Origin of the sequence: Pararoseomonas sp. SCSIO 73927, assembly GCF_037040815.1 — a bacterium.
In the GTDB taxonomy this organism is placed as follows: Bacteria; Pseudomonadota; Alphaproteobacteria; order Acetobacterales; family Acetobacteraceae; genus Roseomonas.
In genome coordinates this window covers 4,075,143-4,101,710 of record NZ_CP146232.1, presented here as the reverse complement: position 1 = coordinate 4,101,710, position 26,568 = coordinate 4,075,143, and the positions used below count along the sequence as shown (strand labels likewise).

Genomic DNA, 26,568 nt, shown 5'->3' with positions numbered 1-26,568 from the left:
TCCCCTTCACGGGTTCCGGGGCGGCGCCGCCTCCGCCACCCGGGCGGGCGGGGCGTTCACCGGCTGGCGGAAGCGGTTGATGGTGTCGGCCATGATGTCGCGCGCGATCGGCGCCGCGGCGCCGGAGCCGGAGGAGCCGTGCTCCACGATGACCGTGACCACGTATTGCGGGTTATCGTAGGGCGCGTAGGCGACGAAGAGCGCATGGGGCCGCCACTCCCGCGGCATGGCTTCCACCCGGAAGCCGCGTTCCCGCTGCTCCCGGCTCACGCGGCGGACCTGGGTGCTGCCGGTCTTGCCGGCCATCTGCCCCATACCTCCCGGCAGCGCGGCGGCCTTGGCGGTGCCGCCGGTCTCGTTCACCACGGCCCACATCCCCTCCCGCACCACGCGCAGGTCGCGCTCGGGGATGCCGAGGGAGGGCCAGTCCTCCGGCCGTACACCCTTCACCGGGCGGCCGCCGATGCTGCGCGTCAGGTGCGGCTGCACCGCGCGCCCCGTGGCCAGCCGGGCTGTCATGGTGGCGAGAGAGAGCGGGGTGAGCTGGTAGAAGCCCTGGCCGATGCCGTGCACCACCGTGTCCCCAAGGTTCCAGGGCTTGCCCTGGGCCTGCCGCCAGGCGCGGGTGGGCACGTGGCCGCGCCGGGCGCCTGGTAGCTCAATCTCCAGGTCCACGCCGAGGCCGAAGCGATTCGCCATGGCCGCGATCCGGTCGATGCCCGTGCGCTTGGCCATCTCGTAGAAGTAGCAGTCGCAGGAGTTCTTGATGCCCCCCCGCATGTCCACGCTGCCATGGCCGTACTTGGACCAGCAATGGAAGCGCGTGTCGCCCAGGTCGTAGTAACCCGGGCAGGCCACACGGTCCCCCGGAGTGCAGACCTTCGCCTCCAGCGCCGCCAGCGCCACGATCATCTTGAAGGTGGAGCCGGGCGCGTAGAGGCCGTTGGTGCACTTGTTGATCAGCGGCGTCTGGCGCCTGCTCGTCCACTCCCGCCACTGGGCGGCGGAGACGCCGGCGTTGAACAGGTTGGGGTCGAAGGAGGGCTGGGTGGCCATGGCCAGCACCTCGCCGGTGCGGGCGTCCAGCACCACGGCGCTCGTCCCCTCCTCGCAGCGGGCGCGGACGGTGCGCTGCAGCTCCGAATCCACGCTGATCGCCACGTCCTGGCCGGGCTGGCCCTCGCGCCGGTCCAGCTCCCGGATCACCCGGCCCACGGCGTTCACCTCCAGCCGGATGGAGCCGGCGCGGCCGCGCAGGGTCTTGTCGTGGAACCGCTCGATCCCGGCGCGGCCGACGCGGATGCCCGGCAGCTCCAGCAGCGGGTCCTCGCCCATGTCCGCCTCGGCCGGGGGGGCGACGTAGCCCACGATATGGGCCAGGTGCTCCTTCTCCGGGTATTCCCGGGTGGTGCCGACATCGACCGAGATGCCCGGCAGGTCCGGCGCGTTCACCTCGATCCGCGCCATCTCCTCCCAGGAGAGGAACTCGCGCAGGGTCACCGGGATGAAGCGGCGGCGGCGGCGCACCTCCCGCTCGATCCGGGTGCGCTCCGCGTCCGTCAGGGGCACGATCTTGCTGAAGGTGTCCAGCACGGCCGGCACGTCGCGCGCGTCCTCGGCCACGATGAGGGCGCGCCAGTTCAGCTGGCTGCCCGCGATCACCTTCCCCTCCCGGTCCAGCACCCGGCCGCGCGGCGGGGCGACGAGCCGGGCGGAGATGCGGTTCTCCTCCGCGAGAGTCGCGTAGCGCTCCCCCTCCTCCACCTGCAGCTTGTTCAGCCGGTATCCCAGGAAGCCCAGCGCCCCGAGCTGGATGCCGCCGAGCATCAGGGCGCGGCGGGTGAAGACGCCCCGCCGCGCCTCCTCCTCCTTCCTGGCCGCGCTCACGCGAGCCCCTCCGCCCGCTGCATGCCCCGGTGCGCCAGGCTCATCGGCCAGGCGAGGATCGGGTAGAGGCCGACGGCCAGCCAGAACCCCGCGAAGGCGGGGGGCGTCGGGGGCAGGTGCCAGCCCAGCAGGGCCTGCAACAGGTAGCCGAGCCCGACCGCGAGGACCGCGAAGCCGCAATAGGCCAGCCACACCAGGGGAAAGGACTGCTTTGCCAGCGCCCGCCGCACCCGCAGTGCCGCGCCGTGGACGAGGAGCAGGGTCAGCACGCCGATGCCGAGCGGGCTGAAGCCCAGCAGGTCCTGCAGCAGCCCCAGGCCAAAGACCGCCGGGGCCGGCATGGAGGCCGGGCGGAACAGGCTCCAGAAGAACACCCCGGCCAGGGCCACCGCCGGCACCAGGGTCGGCAGCCCCACCGGCGCGGCGGCGAGGACCATCGCCGCCACGGTGGAGACGCTGGGCGCGGCCGCTCGGGCCAGCGCGTCCAGCCGTGCCAGCAGGCCGGGGGCCGAGGCGGGGCGGCCGCGGCGCGTCATCCACATGCCCTGGCGCCCCTAGTGCCGCGGCCGGACGGAGGGGTCCGGGCGCGTGACGGCCTCCGGCGGCAGGATGCCGGCGAGGCCGAACTCGAAGATCCGCAGCAGGTCCAGCCGGTCCAGCCGGGCATAGAGCTCGACCTCCGGCCAGCCCGTCTCGCCGAGATGGACGATGCCGACCGGCAGCCCGGCCGGGAAGGTGGCGGATTCGGCGGAGGTGACCACGCGATCCCCTTCCTGCGGCTGCATCCCCGAGGGCCAATGCTGCAGCCGCGGCCGGGCGCCGTTGGTGCCTACCATCATGGCCCGCGCCCGCGAGCCTTCCAGCACCACGGGAATGCGGCTGTTCATGTCCGTCACCAGCAGGATGCGGGCGGAGCGGGAACCCACCTCCGACACCCGCCCGGCCAGGCCGCGCTCGTCCAGCGCCACCTGCCCCTTCTGCACCTGGAGGAAGGGGCCGGTCGCGATCAGCACGGCCTTGGCATAGGTGCCGCCGGCGTCGGCCACCACGCGGGCGGTGTGGAACTGCGGGGCAGGGTCCGGCACGAAGGTGAGCTGCCGGCGCAGTAGGGCGTTCTCCGCCTCCAGCGCCAGGGCGGCGGCCTGCCAGCGGTGCAGACGGTCGTTCTCCTCGCGCAGCCGGGCCGTTTCCTGCCGCAGGTTCAGCAGGCCCTGGACCTCCGCGACGGTCCCCCGCACCGCCCCGATCGGCTCTGCGGCCACGGCGTAGAGGGGGGCGAGCAGGTCGGCCAGCGCCATGCGGGTGCGCTCCACCAGCAGGGTGTCGGCCTTGCCCAGCAGCATCGTCCCGAAGGCGGCCGCGATCAGCACGGGCACGGAGAGCCGGGCCAGGGCCTGGCGGAGCGGGACGCTCAGACGAATCATGCCGATCTCCCCCTCACACTACGCCCTCGGGAACCCCCGGCCCCCTCATCCCGTATACGACGAAACCGCCCTAAAAGGCTGTTCCTGAAGAAATTTAATGGAAGTCCGGGCCGGGCGACTCCCCGTCTTCCACCGCAGGTTAATACATGGAGGAGAGGACGTGGCGAAGTCGCTTCATCTCTTCCAACGCGCGACCCGTGCCGAGGGCTACGCAGGAAAGGGCTTCCTCGGCCACGCTCACCGGCAGCCCCGTCGCCTCGCGAAGAACGTTGTCGAGGCCGTAGAGAAGCGCCCCGCCCCCCGTCAGCACGATGCCCTTGTCCACGATGTCGGCGGCCAGCTCCGGCGGGGTGTTCTCCAGCGCCACCTTCACCGCCTCCACGATCTGGGAGACGGGCTCGGCCAGGCTCTCCGCGATCTGGCGCATGGAGACGTAGACTTCCCGCGGGACGCCGTTCATCAGGTCGCGGCCTTTCACCTCGGTGATCGGGCCCTCCTCCCCCTCCTCCGGGGCGGCGGCGGCGCCGATCTCCATCTTGATGCGCTCGGCCGTGCTCTCCCCGATCAGCAGGTTAAACTGCCGGCGGATGTAGGAGATGATGGCCTCGTCCATCTTGTCCCCGCCCACGCGGACGGAGCGGGCGTAGACGATCCCGCCCAGCGAGATCACCGCCACCTCGGTGGTTCCGCCGCCGATATCCACGATCATGGAGCCGGAGGGCTCCGTCACCGGCAGGCCGGCACCGATCGCGGCCGCCATGGGCTCCTCGATCAGCAGTACCTTCCGGGCGCCGGCGCTCTCCGCGCTCTCCTGGATCGCCCGGCGCTCCACCGCGGTGGAGCCGGAGGGGACGCAGACGATGATCATGGGGGAGGCGAAGGAGCGGCGGTTGTGCACCTTGCGGATGAAGTGCTTGATCATCTCCTCCGCCACCTCGAAGTCGGCGATTACCCCGTCCCGCAGGGGACGGATGGCGGCGATGTTGCCGGGGGTGCGGCCGAGCATCTGCTTCGCCTCCTCCCCCACCGCCAGCACCTGCTTGCGGCCGCGGATATCGGCGATGGCGACGACGGACGGCTCGTTCAGGACGATCCCGCGGCCCTTGACGTAGACCAGGGTATTCGCGGTGCCGAGGTCGATGGCCATGTCGGCGGAGAGGAAGCCGAACAGGCGGGAGAACATGCGGATCGGACCTCAGGGCTGGAACGGGGGCGTCCGGGCGGGACTGGAACGGCCCGGAGCCGGGCGCGGAGGTCACTAGCGGCAAGGAGGGGGCCGCTCAAGCGGGAAACGCCCGCCTCCCCCGTGCACGCCCCGCATGTCGGCGCACATGACAGCCGCGCAACCCGGCCGGGGTGGTCGCGTTCTGGTCGCACAGTTGAAACAACGGGAAAGCAGACCATGCGCAAGTCCACCCTCGCCCTCCTCGCCGTTGCAGGCCTCGGCCTCGGCGCCTGCGGCTACAGCACCGGCGACCGCGCGGTCTCCGGTGGCCTGCTCGGCGCCGGCGCCGGTGCCGGCGTCGCCGCGATCACCGGCGGCAATGCCGGCACGGGCGCCCTGATCGGCGGCGCGGCCGGTGCGGCCGGCGGCGCGCTGACCAGCGGCAACGACGTCAACCTCGGCCGTCCGATCTGGCGCTGAGGTCAGTTCCCGCCCCCTTCCCGGGGGCGTGGCAGGGAAGGGCGTCCCCTCGGGGGCGCCCTTTTTCGTTGCCCGCGCCCCTACGGCATTGCGTGGCGCTGCGGCGGAGGGGTTCCATTCCGCGGCGACTCCGCCGGAAAAGGCGGGCGCCGGGGACGGGAGCGGGACCATGCTGAACCTTCGCTGCGGGCCGGCAGGCCATCCGGATAGTGCCTGCGGCTGCGCCCTGCCCCGTCGGGGGCTGTTCCGCACCGCCCTCGCGGCCGGTGCCGCGAGTTTCATCCCGTCCGCTGCCCGGTCCCAGCCCTCCGCCCCTGCCCCTGCCCGGCGGCGCCGGATCGACGTGCATCACCACCTCACCCCGCCCGCCTACAAGGACGCGGTGCTCCGGCGCATGGACTTCTTCCCCCTCCAGCGGGACTGGACGCCGGAGCGGACGATCGAGGACATGGACGCGGCGGGGATCGACGTGGCGATCCTCTCCGTCACCACCCCCGGGCTGACCTTTGCGGAGGGGGAGGAGCGGCGCCGGCTGGCGCGGGCCTGCAACGAGTACGCGGCGGAGCTGATGCAGCGCCACCCCGGCCGCTTCGGCTCGTTCGCCGCCCTGCCCCTGCCGGACATGGAGGGAAGCCTGGCGGAAGCGGCCTACGCGCTGGACGTGCTGAAGGCCGACGGCGTGCTGCTCTTCACCAATTACGGCGGGAAATGGCTGGGCGACCCGCTGTTCCAGCCGCTCTACGAGGAGCTGAACCGGCGGCGGGCGGTGGCGGCTACCCACCCCATCTCCGCCCCCTGCTGCACCAACCTGCAGATGCCCCTCCTCCCCGACCCGCTGATCGAGTACGGCACGGACACCACGCGGACCATCGGCAGCCTGCTGTTCAGCGGCACGGCGAAGCGGTTCCCGGAAATCCGCTTCATCCTCTCCCATGCCGGGGGCACCGCGCCCTTCCTGATCGAGCGCTTCGAGTTCCAGGCCCGCATCCCCGCCTCCGGCGCGCAGCTGGCGGGCGGGGTGCGGCCAGCGCTCGGCCGCTTCCTCTACGACACGGCCCAGGCGGCCAACCCCGTGGCCATGGGCGGCCTGCTGCAGGTGGTGCCGGCAAGCCAGGTGGTGCTCGGGACGGACTTTCCCTACCGGACCTCCGCCGAGCAGGTGCAGGGCCTCGCCGGGTTGGGGCTGGACGAGGCGACGCTACGGGCGATCGAGAGCGGCAATGCCGAGGCGCTGATGCCTCGGCTGCGCGCGTAAGTACGGCGCGACCGGCGGCGCGGCGGCCACGACGGCATCTCTACTCGCCGGAAGGGCGCAGGCTTCGGCACGATGGGAACCCAGGAATCGAGAAGGAGCCGATCGTGCGGGATGCCGAGGGGAACCAGGCGACGCTGGACGCCGACCACCGGCGCTCGGTGAACGAGGCGTTGGCGATCATCGAGCGTGACGAGGACGTCAAGGTCGTCTTCGCCGTCGAGTCCGGCTCTCGGGCCTGGGGTTTCGCAAGCCCGGACAGCGACTGGGACGTCCGGTTCCTCTACGCCCGCCCGACACGATGGTTCGTGCAGCTCGAGGCCGGCCGCGACGTGATCGAGCGCGCCCTGCCGAACGATCTGGACCTGGCGGGCTGGGACATGCGGAAGGCCATCAACCTCGCCCTCAAGGGAAACCAGGCCCTGCGGGAATGGCTCTCCTCGCCGCTCGTCTATACCGAGGACGAGACCATGGCAGACCTGCTCCGGCGCCTGGTCCGAAGCATCCCCTCGCGCCCGGCCGCCATCCATCACTACGCCAGCCTCGCGCGGCAGGTGCATGAGCGCTGGCTCCGGCGGGATGAATTCCCCCGCAAGAAGTACCTCTACGCGATCCGTCCAGCCCTCACCCTCCGCTGGCTCCGGAGCCACGCCGGCGAGATTCCACCTATGGACCTGCCGTCGCTCCTGCGCGAGGTGAGCCTCTCGTCGTCGGAACGGGAAGCGATTGGCCAGCTCCTGCGGGAGAAGGCCGTCAACCCTGAGATGGGTCAGGGGCCGGCCGTCCCTCCCCTGCACGCCCTGATCGCACACGAACTCGAAGGGGTTCCCGCCATGGTAGCGGCGGAACCGAAGCAAGAGGTTCCGCCGCAGGTCCGGCAGGATGCCCAGCAGCTCCTCGTCCGGAGCGCGGCCCTGGCCGATCAGCGTCGCTGAACCGGCGTCGACCGGATGCGCCAGGAGGACTTCCCGGTCAGACCGCCGGGACCGCCATCTCCGCCGGCGCGGTGCGCTCGCGCTTCACCAGCAGCTTGTTCAGCGCGTGGACATAGGCGCGGGCGGAGGCGACGATGGTGTCGGTATCCGCCCCCTGCCCGTCCACCAGCTTGCCGCTCTCCTCGAAGCGCACGGTCACGCGCGCCTGCGCATCGGTGCCGCCGGTGACAGACTGCACGGCGTAGAGCTTCAGCTGGACGTCGTGCGGGAAAGCCGCGCGTATCGCGTTGAACGTCGCGTCCACCGCGCCGTCGCCGCCGGCGATGCCCTCCACCTCCTCGCCGTCGATCTCCAGCTTCAGGGAGGCCATTGGGCGGGAGTTGATGCCGGAGGTGACGGTCAGCGCCGTGATCTTCACCCGGTCGTTCTGGCGGATCACCTCGTCATCCACCAGCGCCGACACGTCCTCGTCGTAGACGACCTTCTTGCGGTCGGCGAGGTCCTTGAAGCGCCGGAAGGCGTCGTTCAGCGCATTGTCGCCCAGCTCGTAGCCCAGGGCCTTCAGCTTGTCCCGGAAGGCCGCGCGGCCGGAGTGCTTGCCGAGCACCAGGGAATTGGTGGCCCAGCCCACGCTCTCCGGCGTCATGATCTCATAGGTGGAGGCGTCCTTCAGCACGCCGTCCTGGTGGATGCCGGATTCATGGGCGAAGGCGTTGCGGCCGACGATCGCCTTGTTCGGCTGCACGTCGAAGCCCGTGATGGTCGCCAGCAGGCGCGAGGTGCGGAGGATGTTCGGCGTCCGGATGTTCGTGGTGCGGGAGATGGCGTTGCCGCGCGTGCGCAGCGCCATCGCCACCTCCTCCAGCGCGGCATTGCCCGCGCGCTCGCCGATGCCGTTGATGGTGCACTCCACCTGCCGGGCGCCGGCGCGGATGGCGGCGATGGTGTTCGCCACGGCCAGGCCCAGGTCGTTGTGGTTGTGGGTGGAGAAGATCACCCCATCCGCGCCCGGCACCCGCTCCCGCACGGTGGAGAAGATGCGGGTCATGTCCTCCGGCAGGGCGTAGCCGACCGTATCCGGAATGTTGATGGTGGTGGCGCCGGCCTTGATGGCGGCCTCCACGCAGCGGCACAGGAAATCCATGTCCGTGCGGCTGCCATCCTCGGCGGACCACTCCACGTCGTCCGTGTGGTTGCGGGCCAGGGTCACGCTGCGGGTCACGGCGGCCAGCACCTCCTCGTCCGACATGCGCAGCTTCACGCGCATGTGCAGCTCGGAGGTGGAGATGAAGGTGTGGATGCGGCCGCGGGCGGCGGGCTTGATCGCCTCGGCGGCGCGCAGGATGTCGGCATCGGCCGAGCGGGCCAGGCCGCAGACCACGGGGCCGTCCTTGCCGAAGCGCTGGGCGATGGAGCGCACGCTGTCGAAATCGCCGGGGCTGGCGATGGGGAAGCCGGCCTCCAGCACGTCCGCGCCGAGTTCCGCCAGGCTCTCCGCCATGCGCAGCTTCTCCTCCAGGTTCATGGAGAAGCCGGGGGATTGCTCGCCGTCGCGCAGCGTGGTGTCGAAGATGATGACGCGGTCGTCCGCGATGCTGCCGAAGCTCGGGTGGTTATGGGCCATCGGGGCCGTTCCTTCGTTCTGCCGTGTGGATGTCAGGCGGGCGCGCGGCCCGGGGAACCCCCTGAGCGATGCCGGCCTGTCAGCCGCGCGTCACGCCCAGGGGCGGCGAAGTCGAAGGAGGAGCGGGAGGAGGGCGAGGGCCGAGCGCGCGAGGGCGGCGGCCGGGCGGCCGGAGCGGAGAGGCGCGGTACGGGCGGGCATCGCCTGCATGGAAGGGACACTAGGCCGTGCGGAGGGGCCGGGCAAGCCGCCTCCCGCCTTGATGGCGAAGCTGTCAACACCAACATGGCCGTGCTTTCCGCAAGGGCCGCCAGGCCCCAGCCGAGAGGAGGCCAGCCACCATGCCCATCGACGGGCCGAAGACCGAAGCCGCGCCCACCGACACGCCCGAGGACGGGGCGGGCGGGGCGCCGCGGCCGGAGCTGCCCGACGCGGCGGACTGGCCGGCGGATGCCACCGCCGGCGAGGCCTTCCGCCACATGGTGCGGGCCACCCTCGCCGCGCTCGCCGCCCACCGCCCCGCCGCGGTCGCGGGAGAGGCCGAGGGCGTCCATCAGATGCGCGTGGCCGCCCGACGCCTGCGGGCCGTCATCGCCACCTTCCATCCCGGCCTGCCCGATGAGGCGGAGGAGCGCTTCAACGCCAGCCTCCGGCGGCTGGGCCAGGTTCTCGGGGAGGCGCGAGACTGGGACGTGTTCATCACCCAGATCCTGCCCGCGGCCGCCGTGGACGGCGTGCCGATCCACGAGCTCGCCAAGCTGGAGGAGGCGGCGCGGCGCGCCCGTGCCGCCGCGCAATCCTCGCTCCGCGCGGCGGTGAGCGGCCCGGCCTTCACCAATACGGTCGAGAGCCTCTCCGCCTGGGCCGAGGACGCGGCGGATCCCTCATCCCCGCAGGGGCACGGCAAACTGGCAAAGCCGGTCCGCAAGCTGGCGCCCCGGCTTCAGGCACGGCTGGCCCGCACGGTGCAGCGGCGCGGCCGCCATATCCGCGGGCGCTCGGAGGAGGAGCTGCACGAGCTGCGGAAGGCGCTGAAGAAGCTGCGCTACGGGGTGGAACTGCTGGCCCCGCTTCACGGGAGCGGCCGCAAGAGCTTCCGCCGTGCCTGCCAGAGCCTGCAGGAGGAGCTGGGCGCGCTGAACGACGCCGTGGTGGCCGCCGAGCTGACGCGGCGGCTGGAGGCCGAGGACCCCTCCGTCGCCCCGCAGGGGAAGATGCTGCGCGCCTGGGCCCGCAAGCGGCGGGAGCGCGCCATCGAGGAAACGCCCGCGGCCTGGCGGTCCTTCAAGGATGTGGAACTGCCGCGACTGGCGGCGTAGCGCGGATCGGGGGCGGCGGACGATCCGCCGCCCCCGATCCCTTAGTTCTTCGCCTGATCGACGAGCTGGTTCTTCTTGATCCAGGGCATCATGGCGCGCAGCCGCTCGCCAACCTGCTCGATCTCGTGCTCGGCGAGCTTGCGGCGGGTGGCCTTGAAGCTGGCCTGGTTCACCTTGTTCTCCAGCATCCAGTCGCGGGCGAACTTGCCGGTCTGGATATCCTCCAGCACCTTCTTCATCTCCGCCTTGGTCTGCGAGGTCACGATGCGCGGGCCCGTGACGTACTCGCCATACTCGGCGGTGTTCGAGATGGAGTAGTTCATATTGGCGATGCCGCCCTCATAGATGAGGTCGACGATCAGCTTCACCTCGTGCAGGCACTCGAAATAGGCCATCTCCGGCGCGTAGCCGGCCTCGACCAGCGTCTCGAAGCCCGCCTTGATCAGCTCCACGAGGCCGCCGCAGAGAACCGCCTGCTCGCCGAACAGATCGGTCTCGCACTCCTCCTTGAAGGTCGTCTCGATCACGCCGGACCGCCCGCCGCCGATGGCGGAGGCGTAGGAGAGCGCGATCTCCATGCCGTTGCCGGAGGGGTTCTGGTGGACGGCGACGAGACAGGGCACGCCGCCGCCCTTCTGGTACTCGCCGCGCACCGTGTGGCCGGGGCCCTTCGGCGCGATCATGAACACGTCGATGTCCGGGCGCGGGTCCAGCAGGTTGAAGTGCACGTTCAGCCCGTGCGCGAAGGCCAGGGCCGCGCCCTCCTTCAGGTTGGCGTGCAGGTGTTCGCGATACAGGTCGCCCTGGCCCTCGTCCGGGGTCAGCACCATCACCACGTCGGCCCAGGCCGCGGCCTCGGCCGGCGGCAGCACCTTGAAGCCGGCGGCCTCGGCCTTCTTCGCGGAAGCGCCGGGGCGCAGGCCGATCACCACGTCCTTCACGCCGGAATCGCGCATGTTCATCGCGTGGGCATGGCCCTGGCTGCCGAAGCCGATGACCGCGACCTTCTTGGCCTTGATCAGGTTCACGTCCGCATCGCGGTCATAGTAAACGCGCATTCCAGCTTTCCCCTCTGGGTCTCAGTGCAAGTGGGTCTCAGTGCAAACTAGGCGCCAGGGCTAGGCAGCCAGGCTGCGCGGCCCGCGCGCGATGGCGACAGCGCCCGTGCGGGACACCTCCGCCAAACCCAGCGGCCGCATCAGCGCCACGAAGGCGTCGATCTTCTCGGCGGTGCCGGTCATCTCGAAGGTCGCGCTCTCGTGGCTGGCGTCCACCACGCGGGCGCGGAAGGCGTCGCCCAGGCGCAGCGCCTCCATGCGGGCCTCGCCGCGACCGACCACCTTGATCAGCGCCAGCTCCCGCGTCAGGTGCGGCCCCTCCATGGTGAGGTCGGAGACCGTGTGCACGGGCACCAGCCGGTCGAGCTGTGCCTTGATCTGCTCGATGATCATGTCCGTGCCGGTGGTGACGACGGTGATGCGGGACAGGCGCCGCTCCTCGTCCACAGGGGCCACGGTCAGGCTCTCGATGTTGTAGCCCCGGCCGGAGAAGAGGCCGATAACGCGCGCGAGCACGCCCGCCTCGTTCTCCACCAGCACGGCGATGGTCGCCGTGCGCTGCCCCTCGTTCGACAACTTCTCCGACATGCTCAGACCAGCACCTTGCCTTCGTCCGTCACGCCGGCGACGCCGCCCGCCTGACCCGCGCCGAGGATCATCTCGTTGTGCGCCGCGCCGGAGGGGATCATCGGGAAGACGTTTTCCTTCTGGTCGACGGCGATGTCGGCGATGACAGGGCCGGGATGGGCGATCATCTCGCGGATCACGTCGTCCAGGTGGCTCGCATCGGTCGCGCGCAGGCCGCGCGCGTGGAAGCTCTCCGCCAGCTTCACGAAGTCCGGCAGCGCCTCCGAATAGCTTTCCGAGTAGCGGGAGCCGTGCAGCAGCTCCTGCCACTGGCGGACCATGCCCATGTACTCGTTGTTCAGGATGAAGACCTTCACCGGCAGCCGGTACTGCGCCAGCGTCCCCATCTCCTGGATGTTCATCAGGATGCTCGCCTCGCCGGCGATGTCGATCACCAGCGCGTCCGGATGGGCGATCTGCACGCCGGCGGCGGCCGGCAGCCCGTAGCCCATGGTGCCGAGCCCGCCCGAGGTCATCCAGCGGTTCGGCTTCTCGAAGCCGAAGTACTGGGCGGCCCACATCTGGTGCTGGCCCACCTCGGTGCTGATGAAGGTCTCGCGCCCGCTCTCGCGCGTCAGCTCGTACAGGCGCTTCACCGCGTGCTGCGGCTTGATGATGGAGCCGCTCTGCTCGTAGCGCAGGCAGTCCTTCGCGCGCCACTCGTCAATCCGCTTCCACCAGCCCGCCAGCGCCTCGCGGTCCTGCTCGGCGTCATCCGCCTTCCAGGCCTCGATGATCGCGCGCAGGACATGGGCGGCGTCGCCCACCACCGGCACGTCCACCTTGACGTTCTTGTTGATGTTGGACGGGTCGATATCGACGTGGATCTTCTTCGATTCCGGCGAGAAGGCATTCAGCCGCCCCGTCACCCGGTCGTCGAAGCGCGCGCCGACGTTGAACATCACGTCGCAGCCGTGCATGGCCAGGTTGGCCTCCACGGTGCCGTGCATCCCCAGCATGCCGATGAAGCGCGGGTCGCTGGCAGGGAAGACGCCCAGGCCCATCAGCGTGTTCGTGCAGGGCATGTTCGCCATCCGCACGAACTCCGTCAGCAGTTCGCTCGCCTCCGGCCCGGCGTTGATCACGCCGCCGCCGGCATAGACCACCGGGCGCTTGGCACCCTTCAGCAGGGCGACGGCCTTGCGGATGGACTCCGCGTCCGGCCGGGTCTGCGGGCGGTAGGAACGGTGCTCCTCGCGCGGCGCCTCCTCGTAGGTGCCCTGCGTCAGCAGGATGTCCTTCGGCAGGTCGATCACCACCGGGCCGGGGCGGCCGGAGCGGGCGACGTAGAAGGCGTCGTGCACCGTGCGCGCCAGATCGCCGATGCGCTTGACGAGGTAGTTGTGCTTCGTCGCCGGGCGCGTGATGCCCGTGGTGTCCGCCTCCTGGAAGGCGTCGTTGCCGATCAGGTGCGTGGGCACCTGCCCGGTCAGGCAGACGACGGGAATGGAGTCCAGCAGCGCGTCCACCAGCCCCGTGACGGCGTTGGTGGCGCCGGGGCCGGAGGTGACGAGCACGCAGCCGACCTTGCCGGTGGAGCGGGCGTAACCCTCCGCCGCGTGCACCGCCGCCTGCTCGTGCCGGACCAGGATGTGGCGGATGGCGTTCTGCTGGAACAGCGCGTCGTAAATCGGGAGCACCGCGCCGCCGGGGTAGCCGAAGATGACCTCTACGCCCTGCTCCTTCAGCGCGCGGAGGACGATCTCCGCGCCCGTGAGGGTGCGGGAATCGGTCGGGGCCGGAGCGGTGGCGGACATGCGGCATTTCCCCTGGGAAAGTTTCGCGGGTGGCTGATCTACGGGCGGCCAACCGGCACGTCAACCAACCATTTTCATGAATGATAAGATTCTACCCATTTGACTTTCCGAAAATTGCGCCTTACCCCCGATACGCGCATTGATGATATGCGTCCTGCTCGGGTCGGCCAGCGGCTGATGCCTGAACCAAGTCGCCTGCCGCTTCGTGTACTGCCCGATCGCGAGGGTCGCCCGCCCCCCGGCCTCCTCCGGGGAGAGCCGCCCGTCCAGGACCGCGGAGAGCTCCGGCACGCCGTGGGCGCGCATGGCCGGCAGCGCGGGGTCCAGCCCCAGCGCGCGCAGGGCGCGCACCTCCTCCATCGCGCCGGCGCGCAGCATGGCATCCCACCGCGCGCCGATCGCCGCGCGCAGCGCGTCGCGCGGCGGATCAATCAGGATGGCGCGGAAGGCGAAGGGCGCGGGGCCGGTCGCCGGCCCATCCGCCTGCCAGGCGGCGATGCCGCGCCCCGTCGCCCGCCACACCTCCCAAGCGCGGGCGAGGCGCTGGCTGTCAGTCGGCCGCAGCCGCGCGGCGCTCGCCGGATCGGCCGCCAGCAGGCGGGCGTGCAGCGCGGCCGGCCCCTCCTCCGCCAGCAGCCCCCGCGCTTCCTCCCGCACCGGATCCGGGATCGCCGGCATCTCCGAGAGCCCGACGGTCAGGGATCGGAAGTACAGCCCCGTGCCGCCGCAGAGGATCGGCAGCAGCCCCGCCCCCCGCGCCTTCGCCATCTCCGCCAGCGCCGCCGCCCGCCACCAGGCGACGGAGGCGGCCGAGGCCGCGGGATGGACGCCGTAGAGAGCGTGCGGCGCCCTCCCCTCCTCATCCGGCGTCGGCCGGGCGGTCAGCACGCGCAGCTCGCGATAGACCTGCATCGAGTCGGCGTTGATCACCGCCCCGCCCAGGCGGCGGGCCAGGGCCAGCGCCAGGGCGGACTTGCCGGAGGCGGTGGGTCCGGCGATCAGAAGGGCCTCAGGTTGCTCCATCTCGGGTCCGGGGGCATGAACCCGGTCCATGTCGCACGTCCTCACCCTCGTCGCACCCCCGGGGCAGCTCCCGGCCGAGGCGATCGCCCCCGTCCGCACCACCTTGCACGCCCTGGGCGCAGACCTGGGCGCGGCGGACTGGCTGTCCGAGGGCGAGGCGGCGGACCTGCCCTTCACCCGCCTTAACCCCGACCAGGCGACCGCCGCCGCCCGCACCGCGCTCGGCGACGCGCCGGTGGACGCGATCGCAGGGCCCGCCGAGGGCCGCCGCAAGCGGCTCCTCATCGCCGATATGGACAGCACCATCGTGACCAGCGAGACGCTGGACGAGCTGGCGGCGTTTGCCGGGCTGAAGGAGCAGGTGGCCGAGATCACCCGCCGCAGCATGAACGGGGAGCTGGACTTCGCCGCCGCCCTGCGGGAACGGGTGGCGATGCTGAAGGGCCTCTCCCTCGGCGCGCTGGAGGCGACCTGGAAGGAGACCCGGCTCATGCCCGGCGCAATGGCGCTGGTGCGGACCATGTCGGCCAATGGCGCCCACTGCGCCCTCGCCTCCGGCGGCTTCACCTACTTCACGGGCCGGGTTGCGGCGGAATGCGGTTTCCACAGCCACCATTCCAACGTGCTGGTGGATAATGGCCGCGTCCTGGCCGGCCGGGTGGAGGAGCCGGTGTTCGACAGGGAAGCAAAGCTGGCCACCCTGACGCGGCTGGCGGCCGAGAAGGGTCTGCCCATGGCCGCCACCCTGGCGGTGGGCGACGGCGCGAACGACCTGGCGATGATCGGCGCCGCGGGGCTGGGCATCGCCTACCACGCCAAGCCGATCGTGGCCGCCGCGGCCCGCGCAAGGGTGGACCACAACGACCTGCGCGCCCTTCTCTTCGTGCAGGGCTACCGGGCCGCGGAGATCGTGGAGGACTGATCCGCCCGGTCCAGCCCGAAGGCTTGCCGCAGCCCCAGCCGGCCGGCCGGGGTCACGTCGAGCGCGCGGGAGCCTGAGACCCGCCGCATCCAGCCCAGCTCCAGGCAGCGCCGACACAGCGCGGCGCCCAGCGCGCCGGCCAGGTGCGGGCGCCGCTCGCTCCAGTCCAGGCAGGGGCGGCAGAAGGGGCGGCCGCGCGCCTCCGGCACCGCCACTCCGAGGCCCTGCAGGAAGCCCGCCCCGGCATCCGTCAGCGCGCCGCCATCGGGGGAGAGCTGGATCTGCCCGCGCGCCACCATCGCGTCCGCCATGCCCACGGCCAGCCGCCCGGCCAGGTGGTCGTAGCAGGTGCGGGCTTCCCGCAGCGCCGCGTCGCGCGGGCCGGTCCTCGAGGGGCGGCGCGGCTCGGGGCGCGCGGCGGAGAGCGCCATCAGCCCCTCCAGCACCCGCGCCACCTCGGGCGAGGCCAAGCGGTGGTAGCGGTGCCGCCCCTGGCGCTCCACCGCCAGCAGCCCCGCCTCCAGCAGCCGGGAAAGGTGGCCGCTGGCGGTGGTGGGCGCCACCCCGGCCACGGCGGCCAGCTCCCCCGCGGTCAGCGCGCGGCCATCCATGAGGGCGCCGAGCATCGCTACCCGCGCGGGCTCGCCCAATGCGGCGGCGGTCTCGGCCAGCGCGGCAGTCGTGACCATGGCGCGTCCCCGATCGTTCCCCTCCCGGATACCTCCGCCGCCGCGCCCATGCTACGGCCGGTGCCGAAGCATCCCGCGGCGCCCCCGGCGCAGCCTGACGGGGCGCCACCGGGAGAGACGCCTTGGACATCACCTTCATCGCCCTCGCCGCGCTCACCTTCACCCTGGCGGGCTTCGTGAAGGGCGTGATCGGGCTGGGCCTGCCCACCGTCGCCATGGGGCTGCTCGGCTCCGCCATCCCGCCGGCGCAGGCGGCGGCGCTGCTGCTCTTCCCGACCATCGTGACGAACATCTGGCAGATGGCGAGCGGGCCTGGGCTGGGGGCGATGGTCCGGCGCCTCTGGCCGATGCTGCTCCTGGCGGGGACCTGCACCTGGCTGGCTTCCGGCCTGCTCACGAACGGCAACCCGCGCCTCGCGCTCGCGGGGCTGGGCGCGGCGCTGATCGCCAACGCGGCCATCGGCCTGCGCCCCCGCCCCTTCCCCCGCCTGCCGCCGCAGCACGAGGGCTGGGCCGGGCCGCTGGCCGGCGCCGCCACGGGGGTCGTCACCGGGGCCACAGGGGTGTCCGTGATTCCCCTGGCGCCCTATCTCGGCTCGCTCGGCCTGCCGCGGGACCAGATGGTGCAGGCGCTCGGCCTCTCCTTCACGGTCACCATGGTCGGCCTCGCCAGCGCCTTCGGGCAGGCCGGCGTCTACAGCGACGGCCTGGCCTGGGCCTCCGCCCTCTGTCTCATTCCCGCGATGGCGGGGATGGCGCTGGGCAACGCCGCACGCAAGCGGATCAGCCCGGAGACCTTCCGCCGCTGGTTCTACTTCGGGCTCCTCGCCCTCGGCGCCCAGCTCATCGCGCGCGGCTTCGGCTGACCGCTCAGAGGCTCCGCAGCGCCGCGCAGACCTTGTCCAGCTGCGCCCCCGTCATCTCCGGGAAGACCGGCAGGCTCATCACCTCCGCCGCGGCGCGGGAGGTCTCGGCGCAGCCCTTCGGGCCGGTGGCGATCCGCCCGGCATAGGCGCCCTGCTCGTGCACCGGCACGGGATAATGGACGGCGGTCGCTACGCCGGAGGCCCGCAACCGCGCCATGACCGCCTCGCGCTCCGGCACGCGCAGCACGTACTGGTGGAAGACGTGCTCCACACCCGGTGCGCGGTAGGGCGCGGCGTAGGGGCCGTCCCCCAGGGCCTCGTCATAGGCGGCCGCGATCGCCTGGCGGCGGGCGTTGTTCGCGTCCAGCCCCGGCAGCCGCACGCGCAGGATGGCGGCCTGCATCTCGTCGAGGCGGGAGTTCACGCCCGGCTCGTCCGAGATGTAGCGGGTGTGCCAGCCGTACTGCCGGAGGGCCGCCATGCGCCTCGCCAGCGCCGCGTCCGGCGTGGCGGTGATGCCGCCATCGCCGAGCGCGCCGAGGTTCTTGGTGGGATAGAGGCTGAAGGCCGCCGCGTCGCCGATCGTCCCGACCATCCGGCCGCCGAGGCGCGCGCCATGCGCCTGCGCGCAGTCCTCCACCACCGCGACGCCCGCGCTCCGGCAGGTCTCCAGCATGGCGTCCAGGTCGCAGGGATGGCCGTAGATGTGCACGGGGACCACGGCGCGGATCGGCGGCAGGCCGGGCGGCGGGCTCGCCAGCACGGCCTTCAGCTCCTCCATGTCCATGCAGAAGGTGCGGGGGTCGATGTCGATCAGGACCGGCGTCGCGCCCACCATCTCGATCGCGGCCACCGTCGCGACGGCGGTGTGGGACACGGTGGCGACCGCGCAGCCCGGCCCGATGCCGAGGCCGCGCAGGATCAGCGCGATCGCGTCCGTGCCGTTGGCGCAGCCCACCGCCTGCATGGCGGGCGCGCCCTGCCCGGCCGAGAGCCAGGCGGCGTACTCCGCCTCGAAGGCCTCGCCCTCCTGCCCCAGGATGTACCAGCCGCTGGAGAGCACCCGCGCCACCGCGGCATCGATCTCCCCCTTCTGCGCGCGGTAGGCGGCGCCGAGATCGGCCTGTGGAACGATGGTGTCCTGCGCGCTCATAGGGCGCTCCTCAGCTGGCTTCGGTGAGATAGTGGGGGAGGCGCGGCCGGAACCACTCCACGGTGCGGCGCAGCCCCTCGGGCAGCGGCACGCGCGGGGCCCAGCCCGTCAGCGCCCGGAAGGCGCGGTCGTCGGCGTGGTAGGAACCGATGTCGATGGAGGCCCGCTCGGCCGGGAACTCGCGCAGGGTGTAGCGCCCCGCCCCCGCCGCCTCCACCATGGCGTCGCCCAGCGCCTGCAGGCTGATCGGGGCGTCGCCCCCGATGTTGAAGGAGCGGCCGGAGGCCTCCTCCGGGCGGCTCTCGAGCGCCTCGGCCGCGGCCATGAAGGCGGCCACCACGTCGTCGGCGTAGGAGAAGTCGCGCAGCTGCGCGCCGCCCCAGACCTCGAAGGGCTCACCCTCCAGAACCCGGCGCACCCAGATGCCGAGGAAGGTCTGGCGCGCATCCATCACCCGCATGCGCGGGCCGTAGCAGTTCGTCAGCCGCAGCGCGGTCACGGGGCGGCCGTGCACGCGGGCCTCCAGCAGCCAGTACTGCTCGGCGGCGAATTTGGACACGCCGTTGGCGTCCGGCGGGACGATGGGGTGACTCTCCGGCACCGGCAGCACCTGCGGGCGGCCGTAGAACTGCCGGGTGGAGGCGTGGACCACCCGCGCGCGGGGCGATCCCCGCCGCAGCGCCGCGATCAGCCGCAGCTGCGCGTGCCCGTTGATCGCCAGGTCCGTGAAGGGATCGGCCATGCTGCCGGCGTGGCTGGTCTGGCCGGCCATGTTGAACAGCACGTCCAGCCCTTCGGTCAGCCCGTCCAGCTCGGCGTCGCGCAGGTCGCCCTCCACCAGCCGGGCGCCGCTGCCCTCCAGGTTGGCGCGCCGCGCGCCCGTGCCGGGCAGCAGCGCGTCCAGCGTCACCACCTCCGCGCCCGCCGCGCCCAGGGCGTGGCACAGCGCCGAGCCCAGGAAGCCCGCGCCGCCCGTGACGAGCACGCGCCTTCCGCGCCAGTTCCCTTCCATGATCGATCTCCGTCGCGCCGCACCGCCCACCCCCATAGAGCGGAGCGGCGGCGAAACGGGGACGCAAATGCGGCGGCGGGTGGGCGTCTGTCCAGCCCCCTAACCCTCCTTGCCCGCACCATTCTTGTCCTCCGCGCCCCCGTCGTCGGAGAGGCGATTGCGCGTGATCTCGTAGAAGCCGAACAGCAGCAGGACCTGCCCCGCCAGCACCTCCACGGCGGCCAGGATCCGCGCCCCGTCATCCGTGGGCCAGATGTCGCCGTAGCCCACGGTGGAGATGGTCACGAGGCTGAAGTGCAGCGCGTCCCGGAACCCAAGCCGGATCGGCCCGTCCGGCCCCGCGAAGAGGGGGTGGCGCGAGAGGCCGTCCGAGATCCGGAAGAAGCAGGCGAAGACGATGGTGATGAGGGAAAAGAGGGCGGCGTAGGCGGCGATGGGCACCACCAGGGCGGTGGCCCGGCCGCTCAGCGCGTCCAGCAGCTGCGCCATGTCCACCAGCAGCCGCACCAGTTCCCGCACCGCGCGAGCGGTGAGCCAGCCGATCACCGCGGCGCCGCCGATGATCGCCACATCCTGCCAGGCCGGGCCCAGCCGGTTCGCGGGCAGCGAGAGGCTGGCCACCCCGACAAGGGCCAGCAGCAGCAGCACCCGCCCGATCCGGCGCAGGTGCAGCTCGTCCGGCGTCTCGCCCTCCTCCACGATCCGGCGCAGCGAGCCCCGGCAGCGGATCACCGCCAGCAGGAAGGTGACGACCGGCAGCAGGAACGCCGCCCCGACGGCCGGACCCGAGGCGTCCGGAAGGGCGGAGCGGCCGATCACGGAGAACAGCGCGGCGTAGGTGGCAAAGCCGATTCCGGCGCCGAGGGCGAAGTCCAGGCCCCTCGGGAAGAGGCGGAACAGGACCCCGAAGCCCAGCGCCGCCGCCAGCAGCACGGTGAGGGAGAACCAGGCGCCGCCATCCCCCACCCCGGCCGCGACGAGCGCGCCCAGCCCCATGGTGGCGAGGAAGGGGCGTCGCCAGCCGCCCTCGGCCGCGATCCTCACGTTCGGAGCATCATGGCGCGGCCATCATGGAGCACGGGCGATCCCGGTGATTTCCACCTTCCAGGCCGGGTTCACCAGCGGGGCCTGGATCGTCATCCGCGCGGGCTTGGCGGAGCGGTCAAGCCAGGCGTCCCAGGCGCGGTTCATGGCCGGGGCGTCGGCGATGTCGGCCAGGACGATCTGCACCTGCAGCAGGGCGCGCTTGTCCGTGCCGGCCTCGGCCAGCAGGGCGTCGATCTGGGCCAGGATGTCGGCCGTCTGCCCCTCCGCGTCCAGCGTGGCGTCGTCCGCCACCTGCCCAGCCAGGAAGACGAAGCCGCCGGAGACGACGGCGCCGCTCAGGCGCTCCTCCTCGGCGAGCCGGCGGATGTCCATTCAGAGTCTCTCCCTCGAAAAGCGCCGCAAGGCGGCAGGGCGTCAGACCAGCGGCGAGTCCCCGACGTTGCTCTCGTCGCGATAGCCCACCCGCACGCCGTCGGCGGGCTGGCGGTCGATCTGCGGCGTCAGCCCGTGGCGAGCGCCGACCGTCCGCGCCGCCTCCACGACCTCGTCCTTGTCGCCCTCGCCGCAGAGGACCACGACCGTCCCCCGCGACTGCGCCGCCCGCTCCAGCCTCTCGTCCCACTTCGTCGCCATGGTCGCTCCCCGCGCGCAACACGGGGGGAACGCCGCGGAGCGCCCGGCGATGCCCCGCCATCGCTGCCTTGTTCATTGCGCGGCCGGGGCGGCCATGCCAGCACGCTGCCATGGGCGATCTGCTGAACCGAATTATCCTGGCGAGCCGGTACGTGCTGGCTGCCTTCTACATCGGCCTGATCGCCGCGCTCGCCGCCTATGCGGCGGCCTTCCTGAAGAAGGTGTGGGAGTTCGCCTCCAAGGTCTTCGTGTCCGAGGATCACGACAACCTCCTCGCGATCCTCTACCTGCTCGATTCCTCGCTGGTCGCGGCCCTGATCGTCACCGTCGCCCTCTCCTCCTGGGATACGCTTGTCTCGCGCCTGAAGCACGAGGCGGAGCAGGAGAACATGAGCTGGGTAGCGAAGGTCGATCCGGGGAACCTGAAGATCAAGCTCGCCACGGCGCTCGTCGCCATCTCCGGCATCAACCTTCTCCAGCTCTTTCTGGAGATCAAGCAGACGGAGGACCGCGTCCTCTGGTGGGCCTTGTCCATCCACGGCGCCTTCCTTCTGGGCGTGCTCGCCCTGGCGATCGCCGACCGGCTGGAGGGAACGCCAGAAGGCAAGCCGCGCGCCGAGGTGCCGACGGGCCAGAAGGACGGTGCCCTGCCCGGCAGGCCGCAGCGGACGGAGACGGGTCCGGACGAGGACGCCGCCAGGGCCTGAGAAACGGCTAGCCCGCCAGGTGCGGGCGCCGCAATAGCCGGGCCAGCACCCCGTCCACGGGACCCGCGACCACCGAGGCCGCCCAGGCCACCCCCGCCGAGAGCACCACTGCCGGCCCCGTCGGCACGTCCAGGTGGTAGGAGACGAGAATGCCTGCGCCGGAGGCCAGGATGGCGATGCCGGAGGACGCGTAGGCCATCCCGCCCACGCTCCGCGCCCAGTGGCGGGCGGCCACCGCCGGCAGCATCATCAGCCCCACCGCCATCATCGTGCCCAGCGCCTGGAAGGCGGCCAGCACGTTCAGCACCACGAGCGCCATGAAGAGCAGGTGCCAGGCCCCGCCGCGGGCCCCCTCGGCCGCGGCGAAGGAGGGGTCGAAGCACTCCAGCACCAGCGGGCGCCACGCCAGCGAGAGGGCCAGCAGGGTCAGCGTCGCGACGCCGGCCATCATGAACAGCGCCGGGTCGTCCACGCCGAGCACGCTGCCGAAGAGAAGGTGCGTCAGCTCCACGGAGCCCGCCGAGGCCGAGACCATGGTCACGCCGAGCGCCAGGGCGACGAGGTAGAGCGCGGCGAGGGCCGAATCCTCCCGCCCGCCCGTGGCGCGGGAGATGGCGCCGGCGCCGAGCGTGACCACCAGCCCCGCCACCAACCCGCCGACTGACATGGCGGTGACGGAGAGCCCGGCCAGGATGAAGCCCGCCGCGACGCCGGGCAGGATGCCGTGCGCCAGCACATCCGCCGTCAGGCTCATGCGCCGGAGGACGAGGAAGACGCCCAGAGGCGGCGCCGCGACCGAAAGGGCAAGGCAGCCCACCAGGGCACGCCGCAGGAAGCCGAACTCGGCGAACGGACCGATCAGCAGATCGTAGAGCAAGGGATCAGGCCGCGCGGTCGCAGGCCGCCGCCGCCTCGTCCCAGCCCTCGGACATCATCCGGGCGCGCAGGCGGTTGGAGGCGGCCAGCGCCTCCTCCGTGCCGCACCAGGCCACGGCATCGCGGGCCAGCAGAAGGGTCTGCGGGAACTCCCGCCGCACCAGGTCGAGGTCGTGCAGCACGGCCACCACCGTGCGGCCCTGGCCGTGCCATTCCCGCACCAGCCGCAGCAGGTCGGCAGCGGTGCGGGCGTCCACGGCGTTGAAGGGCTCGTCCAGCAGGATCACCGGCGCGTCCTGCACCAGCAGCCGCGCGAAGAGCAGGCGCTGGAACTGCCCGGCGGAGAGGCTTCCCACGGGCCGGCGCGCGAGGCCGCCCAGCCCCACGGCATCCAGCGCCGCCTCCGCCTGCGCCCGCGCGACGGGGGCGACGGCCCCGAAGGCGCCGCAGCGCCGCCAGTGGCCGAGCATCGCGACATCGAGGCAGGAGATCGGGAAGCTCCGGTCCAGCGCCGACATCTGGGGCAGCAGCGCGATGCGCCCGGGCCGATCGATCCGGCCCTCATCCACCGGGTGCAACCCGGCGATGGCGCGCAGCAGGGTCGTCTTGCCCGCCCCGTTCGGACCCACGATGGCGGTCAGGCTCCCCGGCGCGAACTCGCCGGAGACGTGGTGCACCGCCGGGTGCCGGTCATGCGACAGGGTGACGTCGCGGAGGCGGATCGCGCCGCTCACGCCAGGAGGGCCCAGAAGACCGCGCCCCAGAGAAACGCGGAGACGAGCGCCGCCCAGGCCAGCCGCGGCAGGGCGCCGGCCGAGAGGGCCAGGGGATCGGTGAGGGTGGGAAGGGAGGGCATGGTGTTACGACATAACATAGCGCCCGGCCACGCAGGCTTCAACGCCCGTGCCCTGGAGATGCCCGCCGGCAATCGCCACTCTCCCCGCCACGATGGACATGTCGCCCCCGCCTGCCCCGCCCCGCATCTTCTCCGACGAGGCCGAGCTCCGCGCCCGCCTCAGCCGCCACAAGACCCTCGCCACCGGCCTGCTGGCGGGAATGGCGGGCGTTACCCTCGGCTCCTACGCCCTGCCGCCGGGCTACTGGACGGACCTTCTCCAGGCTTCGGCCAAGGCCGGGCTGGTGGGCGGGCTGGCGGACTGGTTCGCCGTCACCGCCCTGTTCCGCCGCCCGCTGGGCCTGCCCATCCCGCACACGGCCATTATCCCCACCCAGAAGGCGCGGCTCGGCCAGGGGCTCGGCCGCTTCGTGGCGAACCACGTGCTGACGGAGGCGGAGGTGCGCCGGGTGTCCGGGCGGATCGACGCCCCCGCCCTGCTCCGCCGCTTCCTCTCCGACCCCGAGCGGGTGCGCCCGGCGGCCGAGGCGATCGCCGCCTCCCTCCCCCGCATCCTCCGCAGCCTGGAGGACGGGCGCGCGCGGCGGCTGCTGTTACGGCTGCTGCCCCGCATGGTCTCCGGCCCCGCCGCCGCCCGGCTGACGGCCCGCGCGCTGCGGCTGTTGGTGCAGGGCGGCCGCCACCAGGAGGTGTTCGGCCTCGCCCTCACCCATATCAAGACGCTGGTCGCGTCGAAGCAGGACAGCCTGAAGACCGCCGTGGCCGAGCGGGTTCGGGCCGAGGGCGGGGCGCTGGTGGGCTGGGTGGCGGGCGCCGCCGTGGCCCGCCGCGTCCTCGCCGCCCTTAACGCGGAGTTGGAGAAGATGGAGCCGGGCGACAGCGACCTGCGCGCCGCCTTCGACGCCTGGCTTGAGGCGGAGATCGACCGGCTGGAGAACGACCCCGCTCGCGCCGAGGCGATCGGCGCCGCCCTGCGCGGCGCCCTGGCCCACCCCGCCGTCGCCGCCTGGCTGATGGACGCCTGGGGCCGCCTGCGCGGCGCGCTGGAGGCGGATGCGGCCCGGCCGGAGGGGCGGACCGTCGCCCTCATCGCCGGCACCCTCTCCAACCTCGGCGACCTGCTGGAGGCCGACCCCGCCGCCCGCGCCCGGGTGGACGGCTTCATCGAGACGACGCTGCTGGCGGTGCTGCCCGCCGCCCAGGGCCGCATCTCCGGATTCATCGCGGAGGTGGTGGCGGGATGGGACACGGCCACGGTGGTGGACAAGATAGAACTGCGGGTGGGGCGCGACCTGCAGTACGTGCGGATCAACGGGACGGTCGTCGGGGCGCTGGCGGGCGGGACGATCTTCGCTCTGCTGCACGCGATCTTCGGCAGGGTGGCCTTCTGAGCCCCCCGCGGGCGGCTCAGGGCGCGTCCGGACCCCGGGGGCGCCCTTCCCGCGCCGCCCGCAGTTCGTCCCGGATCTCCTGCAGGAGCATCTGGTCCCGCGTCGGCCCCGTCTCCTTCTCGGGCGTCGCATAGAGGCGCTTCGCCAGGCGCACGAGCCAGAACACGGCGAAGGCGACGATGACGAACTTGATGACGGCATTGATGAATTGGCCGACCGCCAGCACCGCAGCGCCGGACTGGCGCGTCGCCGCGAGCGACGCCCCCCGCTCCCCGGAGATGACGACGAAGAGGTTGGAGAAGTCGATCCCGCCCACCAGCAGCCCGATGATCGGATTCAGCAGGTCCTCGACAAGGCTGTTGACGATCGTGGTGAAGGCCGCGCCGATCACCACGCCGACCGCGAGGTCGATCACGTTCCCCCGGGCGATGAAGGCCCGGAAGTCGTCGAGCCAGCCGGGCTTGCGGAGGGGCAGGTCCATCGTTCAGGCCGCCCGCCTCTCGCGCACGAAGGCGATGTGGCGGCGAAGTTCATAGATCTTGTCGGAGTAGCTGTCGGGCAGCTTCAGCTTCTCCGCCTCCTTGTCCAGCGCATCCAGCTTCGCCGCGGTCTGCATGGACAGGCCCTTCTCGCTCTGGTCCTCCACCTTCCGCACCTTCTCGTAGATGGCCCAGAGCTGCCGGTCCATCTGCCAGGTGTAGATGGAGGGCGCGATGCGGATCAGCGGCAGCAGCAGCGTCACCAGGGGGATCGCCAGCACCCAGAGCCGGTCCACCGTGACCGCCAGCCAGAAGGGCAGGTAGCTCTGCAGGAAGCTCGGGCCGCGCTCGTAGAAGCGCTCCGCATCCTCCTGCAGCGGCACCTCGTGGTTCAGCCCGGACGGAAAGCGGCCCTCGGCCGAGAAGAGGGTGCGCCGCTTGTGCGTGTCGCTCAGTATCTGCGTCATCAGCACGGCGATCTGCGGGTTGAGGTCGTCCCGCGCCAGCACGGAGGCGGCAGGGGCCATCATCACCACGTCGCCCCGAGGCAAGTCCTCCTGCAGGCTCAGCCCGCCATTCGGCAGGCGCGCAGGATTCAAATAGGGCAGGTTCGCGGCGTAGGCGTCCGCGCGGCTGGCGAAGTTCAGCAGGGTCACGCCCGGCGTCCGCATCAGCCTGTTGATCGCGTCGTTCGGCCGGGCCGAGACGAGGACCACGGCCTGCACCTGGCCGGAAGCGAGGGCCTCGGCCGCCTCGTTGCCCGCCAGCGGATCGGCCTGGATCGCGTCCGCGCCCAGCCCGTTCGCCGCGAGCAGCGCGAGGGCGAGGATGCGCGTGCCGCTGCCCTCCGGCCCGATGGCCACGCGCTGGCCGCGCAGCGCCTGCACCGGGCTGCCGCCGCCCTGCTGCGCGCGGATGAAGAACCAGGCCGGCTCGAAGAAGACCTGGCCGAGGGAGACCAGGCGATCCGCCCCGACCGCCGGCGCGACACCGCCCTGGACGAGGGCGAGGTCCACCTTCCCCTCCCGCAGCAGCCGGGCGTTGTCGGCGGAACCCTGAGTGGGCACCCGTTCCACCTTGAACTCCTCGGCCTCGAGCCGCCGCGCATAGGCCTCCATCGTCTCGGAGTAGACGCTCTGCGGATTGGCTGACACGGCGAGCCGCACAGTCTCCGGCGGCGCCGGCGAGACGAAGCGCCAGGCGATCGCCAGCCCCACCACGGTGATGACGATGACCAGCCCCCAGCTGCGGAGGAAGGCTTTGACCGGTTCCCACATGCCTGCCGCAACGACGCTTCCCTGCCGGGGTTGCCGCCCCGCCGCGCCCCGCGGAAACCCTGTGCCCGGAAGCCACGTTGCGTTGCCGATCCGCCACGGCGGCCAATCC

28 protein-coding genes are annotated in these 26,568 nt (G+C 72.1%); 8 read left to right on the top strand and 20 right to left on the bottom strand.

Features of this window, described 5'->3' with window-relative positions:
* Positions 1–6: 6 nt before the first annotated feature.
* The 4 genes from mrdA to VQH23_RS19350 form a co-directional block, all read right to left on the bottom strand.
* Positions 7–1,827: a penicillin-binding protein 2 gene (gene mrdA / locus VQH23_RS19365; protein WP_408904348.1), complete on the bottom strand. Its 1,821-nt coding sequence runs from the start codon at positions 1,825–1,827 to the stop codon at positions 7–9.
* Positions 1,828–1,883: 56 nt separating this feature from the next.
* Positions 1,884–2,423, bottom strand: a complete 540-nt coding sequence (gene mreD / locus VQH23_RS19360) for a rod shape-determining protein MreD (RefSeq protein ID WP_338662360.1) — start codon at positions 2,421–2,423, stop codon at positions 1,884–1,886.
* Positions 2,424–2,441: 18 nt separating this feature from the next.
* A complete protein-coding gene (gene mreC / locus VQH23_RS19355; RefSeq protein WP_338662359.1) occupies positions 2,442–3,311 on the bottom strand; it encodes a rod shape-determining protein MreC in 870 nt (289 codons plus the stop codon).
* 139 nt (positions 3,312–3,450) lie between these two features.
* Positions 3,451–4,494 (bottom strand): rod shape-determining protein, encoded by a 1,044-nt coding sequence (locus VQH23_RS19350; RefSeq protein ID WP_338662358.1) that lies wholly within the window; start codon positions 4,492–4,494, stop codon positions 3,451–3,453.
* Between the two features lie 219 nt (positions 4,495–4,713).
* Here VQH23_RS19350 and VQH23_RS19345 point away from each other — a divergent pair, with 219 nt between their 5' ends.
* From VQH23_RS19345 to VQH23_RS19335, 3 genes are all read left to right on the top strand, one after another.
* On the top strand, positions 4,714–4,956 hold the full coding sequence (locus VQH23_RS19345; protein WP_338662357.1) for a hypothetical protein: 243 nt from the start codon (positions 4,714–4,716) through the stop codon (positions 4,954–4,956).
* 169 nt (positions 4,957–5,125) lie between these two features.
* A complete protein-coding gene (locus VQH23_RS19340; protein WP_338662356.1) occupies positions 5,126–6,211 on the top strand; it encodes an amidohydrolase family protein in 1,086 nt (361 codons plus the stop codon).
* A 104-nt stretch (positions 6,212–6,315) separates the two neighbouring features.
* On the top strand, positions 6,316–7,143 hold the full coding sequence (locus VQH23_RS19335; RefSeq protein WP_338662355.1) for a nucleotidyltransferase domain-containing protein: 828 nt from the start codon (positions 6,316–6,318) through the stop codon (positions 7,141–7,143).
* 37 nt (positions 7,144–7,180) lie between these two features.
* Here VQH23_RS19335 and VQH23_RS19330 read toward each other — a convergent pair whose 3' ends face one another.
* Positions 7,181–8,767, bottom strand: a complete 1,587-nt coding sequence (locus VQH23_RS19330; protein WP_338662354.1) for a 2-isopropylmalate synthase — start codon at positions 8,765–8,767, stop codon at positions 7,181–7,183.
* Between the two features lie 341 nt (positions 8,768–9,108).
* Here VQH23_RS19330 and VQH23_RS19325 point away from each other — a divergent pair, with 341 nt between their 5' ends.
* Complete coding sequence (locus tag VQH23_RS19325) at positions 9,109–10,086, top strand: CHAD domain-containing protein (protein WP_338662353.1); 978 nt, start codon at positions 9,109–9,111, stop codon at positions 10,084–10,086.
* Between the two features lie 41 nt (positions 10,087–10,127).
* On the opposite strand, the gene ilvC is transcribed toward VQH23_RS19325, so the two are convergent.
* Genes ilvC through miaA form a run of 4 tightly spaced genes read right to left on the bottom strand, consistent with a single transcriptional unit; the run spans position 10,128 to position 14,551 of the window.
* Positions 10,128–11,144: a ketol-acid reductoisomerase gene (ilvC, locus tag VQH23_RS19320; RefSeq protein WP_209372311.1), complete on the bottom strand. Its 1,017-nt coding sequence runs from the start codon at positions 11,142–11,144 to the stop codon at positions 10,128–10,130.
* 60 nt (positions 11,145–11,204) lie between these two features.
* Positions 11,205–11,732, bottom strand: a complete 528-nt coding sequence (gene ilvN, locus VQH23_RS19315; protein ID WP_338662352.1) for an acetolactate synthase small subunit — start codon at positions 11,730–11,732, stop codon at positions 11,205–11,207.
* A 2-nt stretch (positions 11,733–11,734) separates the two neighbouring features.
* Entirely contained in the window at positions 11,735–13,528 is a 1,794-nt protein-coding gene (locus VQH23_RS19310; RefSeq protein ID WP_338662351.1) for an acetolactate synthase 3 large subunit, read from the bottom strand.
* A gap of 60 nt (positions 13,529–13,588) precedes the next feature.
* Positions 13,589–14,551: a tRNA (adenosine(37)-N6)-dimethylallyltransferase MiaA gene (gene miaA, locus VQH23_RS19305; protein WP_338662350.1), complete on the bottom strand. Its 963-nt coding sequence runs from the start codon at positions 14,549–14,551 to the stop codon at positions 13,589–13,591.
* A gap of 28 nt (positions 14,552–14,579) precedes the next feature.
* Between miaA and serB the strand changes: the two genes are divergently transcribed.
* Positions 14,580–15,473 carry a phosphoserine phosphatase SerB gene (gene serB, locus VQH23_RS19300; protein ID WP_338662349.1) on the top strand — a complete coding sequence of 298 codons (894 nt, stop codon included), beginning with the start codon at positions 14,580–14,582 and terminating at the stop codon, positions 15,471–15,473.
* Here the strand turns inward: serB and VQH23_RS19295 are convergent.
* Positions 15,443–16,162 (bottom strand): helix-turn-helix transcriptional regulator, encoded by a 720-nt coding sequence (locus VQH23_RS19295; protein ID WP_338662348.1) that lies wholly within the window; start codon positions 16,160–16,162, stop codon positions 15,443–15,445. The genes serB and VQH23_RS19295 overlap by 31 nt on opposite strands.
* Before the next feature lie 122 nt (positions 16,163–16,284).
* On the opposite strand from VQH23_RS19295, the gene VQH23_RS19290 reads away from it, so the two are divergent.
* Positions 16,285–17,028 (top strand): sulfite exporter TauE/SafE family protein, encoded by a 744-nt coding sequence (locus VQH23_RS19290; protein WP_338662347.1) that lies wholly within the window; start codon positions 16,285–16,287, stop codon positions 17,026–17,028.
* A gap of 4 nt (positions 17,029–17,032) precedes the next feature.
* Here VQH23_RS19290 and VQH23_RS19285 read toward each other — a convergent pair whose 3' ends face one another.
* The 5 genes from VQH23_RS19285 to VQH23_RS19265 all read right to left on the bottom strand — a co-directional run bounded on the left by VQH23_RS19285 (position 17,033) and on the right by VQH23_RS19265 (position 20,873).
* Positions 17,033–18,181 carry a DegT/DnrJ/EryC1/StrS family aminotransferase gene (locus VQH23_RS19285; RefSeq protein WP_338662346.1) on the bottom strand — a complete coding sequence of 383 codons (1,149 nt, stop codon included), beginning with the start codon at positions 18,179–18,181 and terminating at the stop codon, positions 17,033–17,035.
* 10 nt (positions 18,182–18,191) lie between these two features.
* Positions 18,192–19,193, bottom strand: a complete 1,002-nt coding sequence (locus VQH23_RS19280; RefSeq protein WP_338662345.1) for an NAD-dependent epimerase/dehydratase family protein — start codon at positions 19,191–19,193, stop codon at positions 18,192–18,194.
* 99 nt (positions 19,194–19,292) lie between these two features.
* Entirely contained in the window at positions 19,293–20,237 is a 945-nt protein-coding gene (locus VQH23_RS19275; protein WP_338662344.1) for a potassium channel family protein, read from the bottom strand.
* Positions 20,238–20,261: 24 nt separating this feature from the next.
* Positions 20,262–20,612 carry a RidA family protein gene (locus VQH23_RS19270; RefSeq protein WP_338662343.1) on the bottom strand — a complete coding sequence of 117 codons (351 nt, stop codon included), beginning with the start codon at positions 20,610–20,612 and terminating at the stop codon, positions 20,262–20,264.
* Positions 20,613–20,654: 42 nt separating this feature from the next.
* A complete protein-coding gene (locus tag VQH23_RS19265) occupies positions 20,655–20,873 on the bottom strand; it encodes a hypothetical protein (protein WP_338662342.1) in 219 nt (72 codons plus the stop codon).
* A 110-nt stretch (positions 20,874–20,983) separates the two neighbouring features.
* On the opposite strand from VQH23_RS19265, the gene VQH23_RS19260 reads away from it, so the two are divergent.
* Positions 20,984–21,580 (top strand): YqhA family protein, encoded by a 597-nt coding sequence (locus VQH23_RS19260; RefSeq protein WP_338662341.1) that lies wholly within the window; start codon positions 20,984–20,986, stop codon positions 21,578–21,580.
* 7 nt (positions 21,581–21,587) lie between these two features.
* Here the strand turns inward: VQH23_RS19260 and VQH23_RS19255 are convergent, their stop codons facing one another.
* From VQH23_RS19255 to VQH23_RS19245, 3 genes are read right to left on the bottom strand one after another with little or no spacing between them, the layout of a single operon-like run.
* Positions 21,588–22,457 carry a metal ABC transporter permease gene (locus VQH23_RS19255; protein ID WP_338662340.1) on the bottom strand — a complete coding sequence of 290 codons (870 nt, stop codon included), beginning with the start codon at positions 22,455–22,457 and terminating at the stop codon, positions 21,588–21,590.
* Positions 22,458–22,461: 4 nt separating this feature from the next.
* Positions 22,462–23,190: an ABC transporter ATP-binding protein gene (locus tag VQH23_RS19250; protein ID WP_338662339.1), complete on the bottom strand. Its 729-nt coding sequence runs from the start codon at positions 23,188–23,190 to the stop codon at positions 22,462–22,464.
* On the bottom strand, positions 23,187–23,312 hold the full coding sequence (locus tag VQH23_RS19245) for a hypothetical protein (protein WP_338662338.1): 126 nt from the start codon (positions 23,310–23,312) through the stop codon (positions 23,187–23,189). Before VQH23_RS19245 ends, VQH23_RS19250 begins: the two co-directional genes overlap by 4 nt.
* A 92-nt stretch (positions 23,313–23,404) precedes the next feature.
* Between VQH23_RS19245 and VQH23_RS19240 the strand changes: the two genes are divergently transcribed.
* On the top strand, positions 23,405–24,703 hold the full coding sequence (locus VQH23_RS19240) for a DUF445 domain-containing protein (RefSeq protein ID WP_338662337.1): 1,299 nt from the start codon (positions 23,405–23,407) through the stop codon (positions 24,701–24,703).
* Between the two features lie 16 nt (positions 24,704–24,719).
* Here VQH23_RS19240 and mscL read toward each other — a convergent pair whose 3' ends face one another.
* Complete coding sequence (mscL, locus tag VQH23_RS19235; protein WP_338662336.1) at positions 24,720–25,184, bottom strand: large conductance mechanosensitive channel protein MscL; 465 nt, start codon at positions 25,182–25,184, stop codon at positions 24,720–24,722.
* A 3-nt stretch (positions 25,185–25,187) separates the two neighbouring features.
* A complete protein-coding gene (locus VQH23_RS19230) occupies positions 25,188–26,459 on the bottom strand; it encodes a TAXI family TRAP transporter solute-binding subunit (protein ID WP_338662335.1) in 1,272 nt (423 codons plus the stop codon).
* Positions 26,460–26,568 lie beyond the last annotated feature (109 nt).

Bases quoted from the DNA above. Each gene is read 5' to 3' on its own strand.
- mrdA (WP_408904348.1), bottom strand. From the start codon at position 1,827: ATGCTCGGCGGCATCCAGCTCGGGGCGCTGGGCTTCCTGGGATACCGG.
- mreD (WP_338662360.1), bottom strand. From the start codon at position 2,423: ATGACGCGCCGCGGCCGCCCCGCCTCGGCCCCCGGCCTGCTGGCACGG.
- mreC (WP_338662359.1), bottom strand. From the start codon at position 3,311: ATGATTCGTCTGAGCGTCCCGCTCCGCCAGGCCCTGGCCCGGCTCTCC.
- VQH23_RS19350 (WP_338662358.1), bottom strand. From the start codon at position 4,494: ATGTTCTCCCGCCTGTTCGGCTTCCTCTCCGCCGACATGGCCATCGAC.
- VQH23_RS19345 (WP_338662357.1), top strand. From the start codon at position 4,714: ATGCGCAAGTCCACCCTCGCCCTCCTCGCCGTTGCAGGCCTCGGCCTC.
- VQH23_RS19340 (WP_338662356.1), top strand. From the start codon at position 5,126: ATGCTGAACCTTCGCTGCGGGCCGGCAGGCCATCCGGATAGTGCCTGC.
- VQH23_RS19330 (WP_338662354.1), bottom strand. From the start codon at position 8,767: ATGGCCCATAACCACCCGAGCTTCGGCAGCATCGCGGACGACCGCGTC.
- VQH23_RS19325 (WP_338662353.1), top strand. From the start codon at position 9,109: ATGCCCATCGACGGGCCGAAGACCGAAGCCGCGCCCACCGACACGCCC.
- ilvC (WP_209372311.1), bottom strand. From the start codon at position 11,144: ATGCGCGTTTACTATGACCGCGATGCGGACGTGAACCTGATCAAGGCC.
- ilvN (WP_338662352.1), bottom strand. From the start codon at position 11,732: ATGTCGGAGAAGTTGTCGAACGAGGGGCAGCGCACGGCGACCATCGCC.
- VQH23_RS19310 (WP_338662351.1), bottom strand. From the start codon at position 13,528: ATGTCCGCCACCGCTCCGGCCCCGACCGATTCCCGCACCCTCACGGGC.
- miaA (WP_338662350.1), bottom strand. From the start codon at position 14,551: ATGGAGCAACCTGAGGCCCTTCTGATCGCCGGACCCACCGCCTCCGGC.
- serB (WP_338662349.1), top strand. From the start codon at position 14,580: ATGTCGCACGTCCTCACCCTCGTCGCACCCCCGGGGCAGCTCCCGGCC.
- VQH23_RS19295 (WP_338662348.1), bottom strand. From the start codon at position 16,162: ATGGTCACGACTGCCGCGCTGGCCGAGACCGCCGCCGCATTGGGCGAG.
- VQH23_RS19285 (WP_338662346.1), bottom strand. From the start codon at position 18,181: ATGAGCGCGCAGGACACCATCGTTCCACAGGCCGATCTCGGCGCCGCC.
- VQH23_RS19280 (WP_338662345.1), bottom strand. From the start codon at position 19,193: ATGGAAGGGAACTGGCGCGGAAGGCGCGTGCTCGTCACGGGCGGCGCG.
- VQH23_RS19270 (WP_338662343.1), bottom strand. From the start codon at position 20,612: ATGGACATCCGCCGGCTCGCCGAGGAGGAGCGCCTGAGCGGCGCCGTC.
- VQH23_RS19265 (WP_338662342.1), bottom strand. From the start codon at position 20,873: ATGGCGACGAAGTGGGACGAGAGGCTGGAGCGGGCGGCGCAGTCGCGG.
- VQH23_RS19260 (WP_338662341.1), top strand. From the start codon at position 20,984: ATGGGCGATCTGCTGAACCGAATTATCCTGGCGAGCCGGTACGTGCTG.
- VQH23_RS19245 (WP_338662338.1), bottom strand. From the start codon at position 23,312: ATGCCCTCCCTTCCCACCCTCACCGATCCCCTGGCCCTCTCGGCCGGC.
- VQH23_RS19240 (WP_338662337.1), top strand. From the start codon at position 23,405: ATGGACATGTCGCCCCCGCCTGCCCCGCCCCGCATCTTCTCCGACGAG.
- mscL (WP_338662336.1), bottom strand. From the start codon at position 25,184: ATGGACCTGCCCCTCCGCAAGCCCGGCTGGCTCGACGACTTCCGGGCC.
- VQH23_RS19230 (WP_338662335.1), bottom strand. From the start codon at position 26,459: ATGTGGGAACCGGTCAAAGCCTTCCTCCGCAGCTGGGGGCTGGTCATC.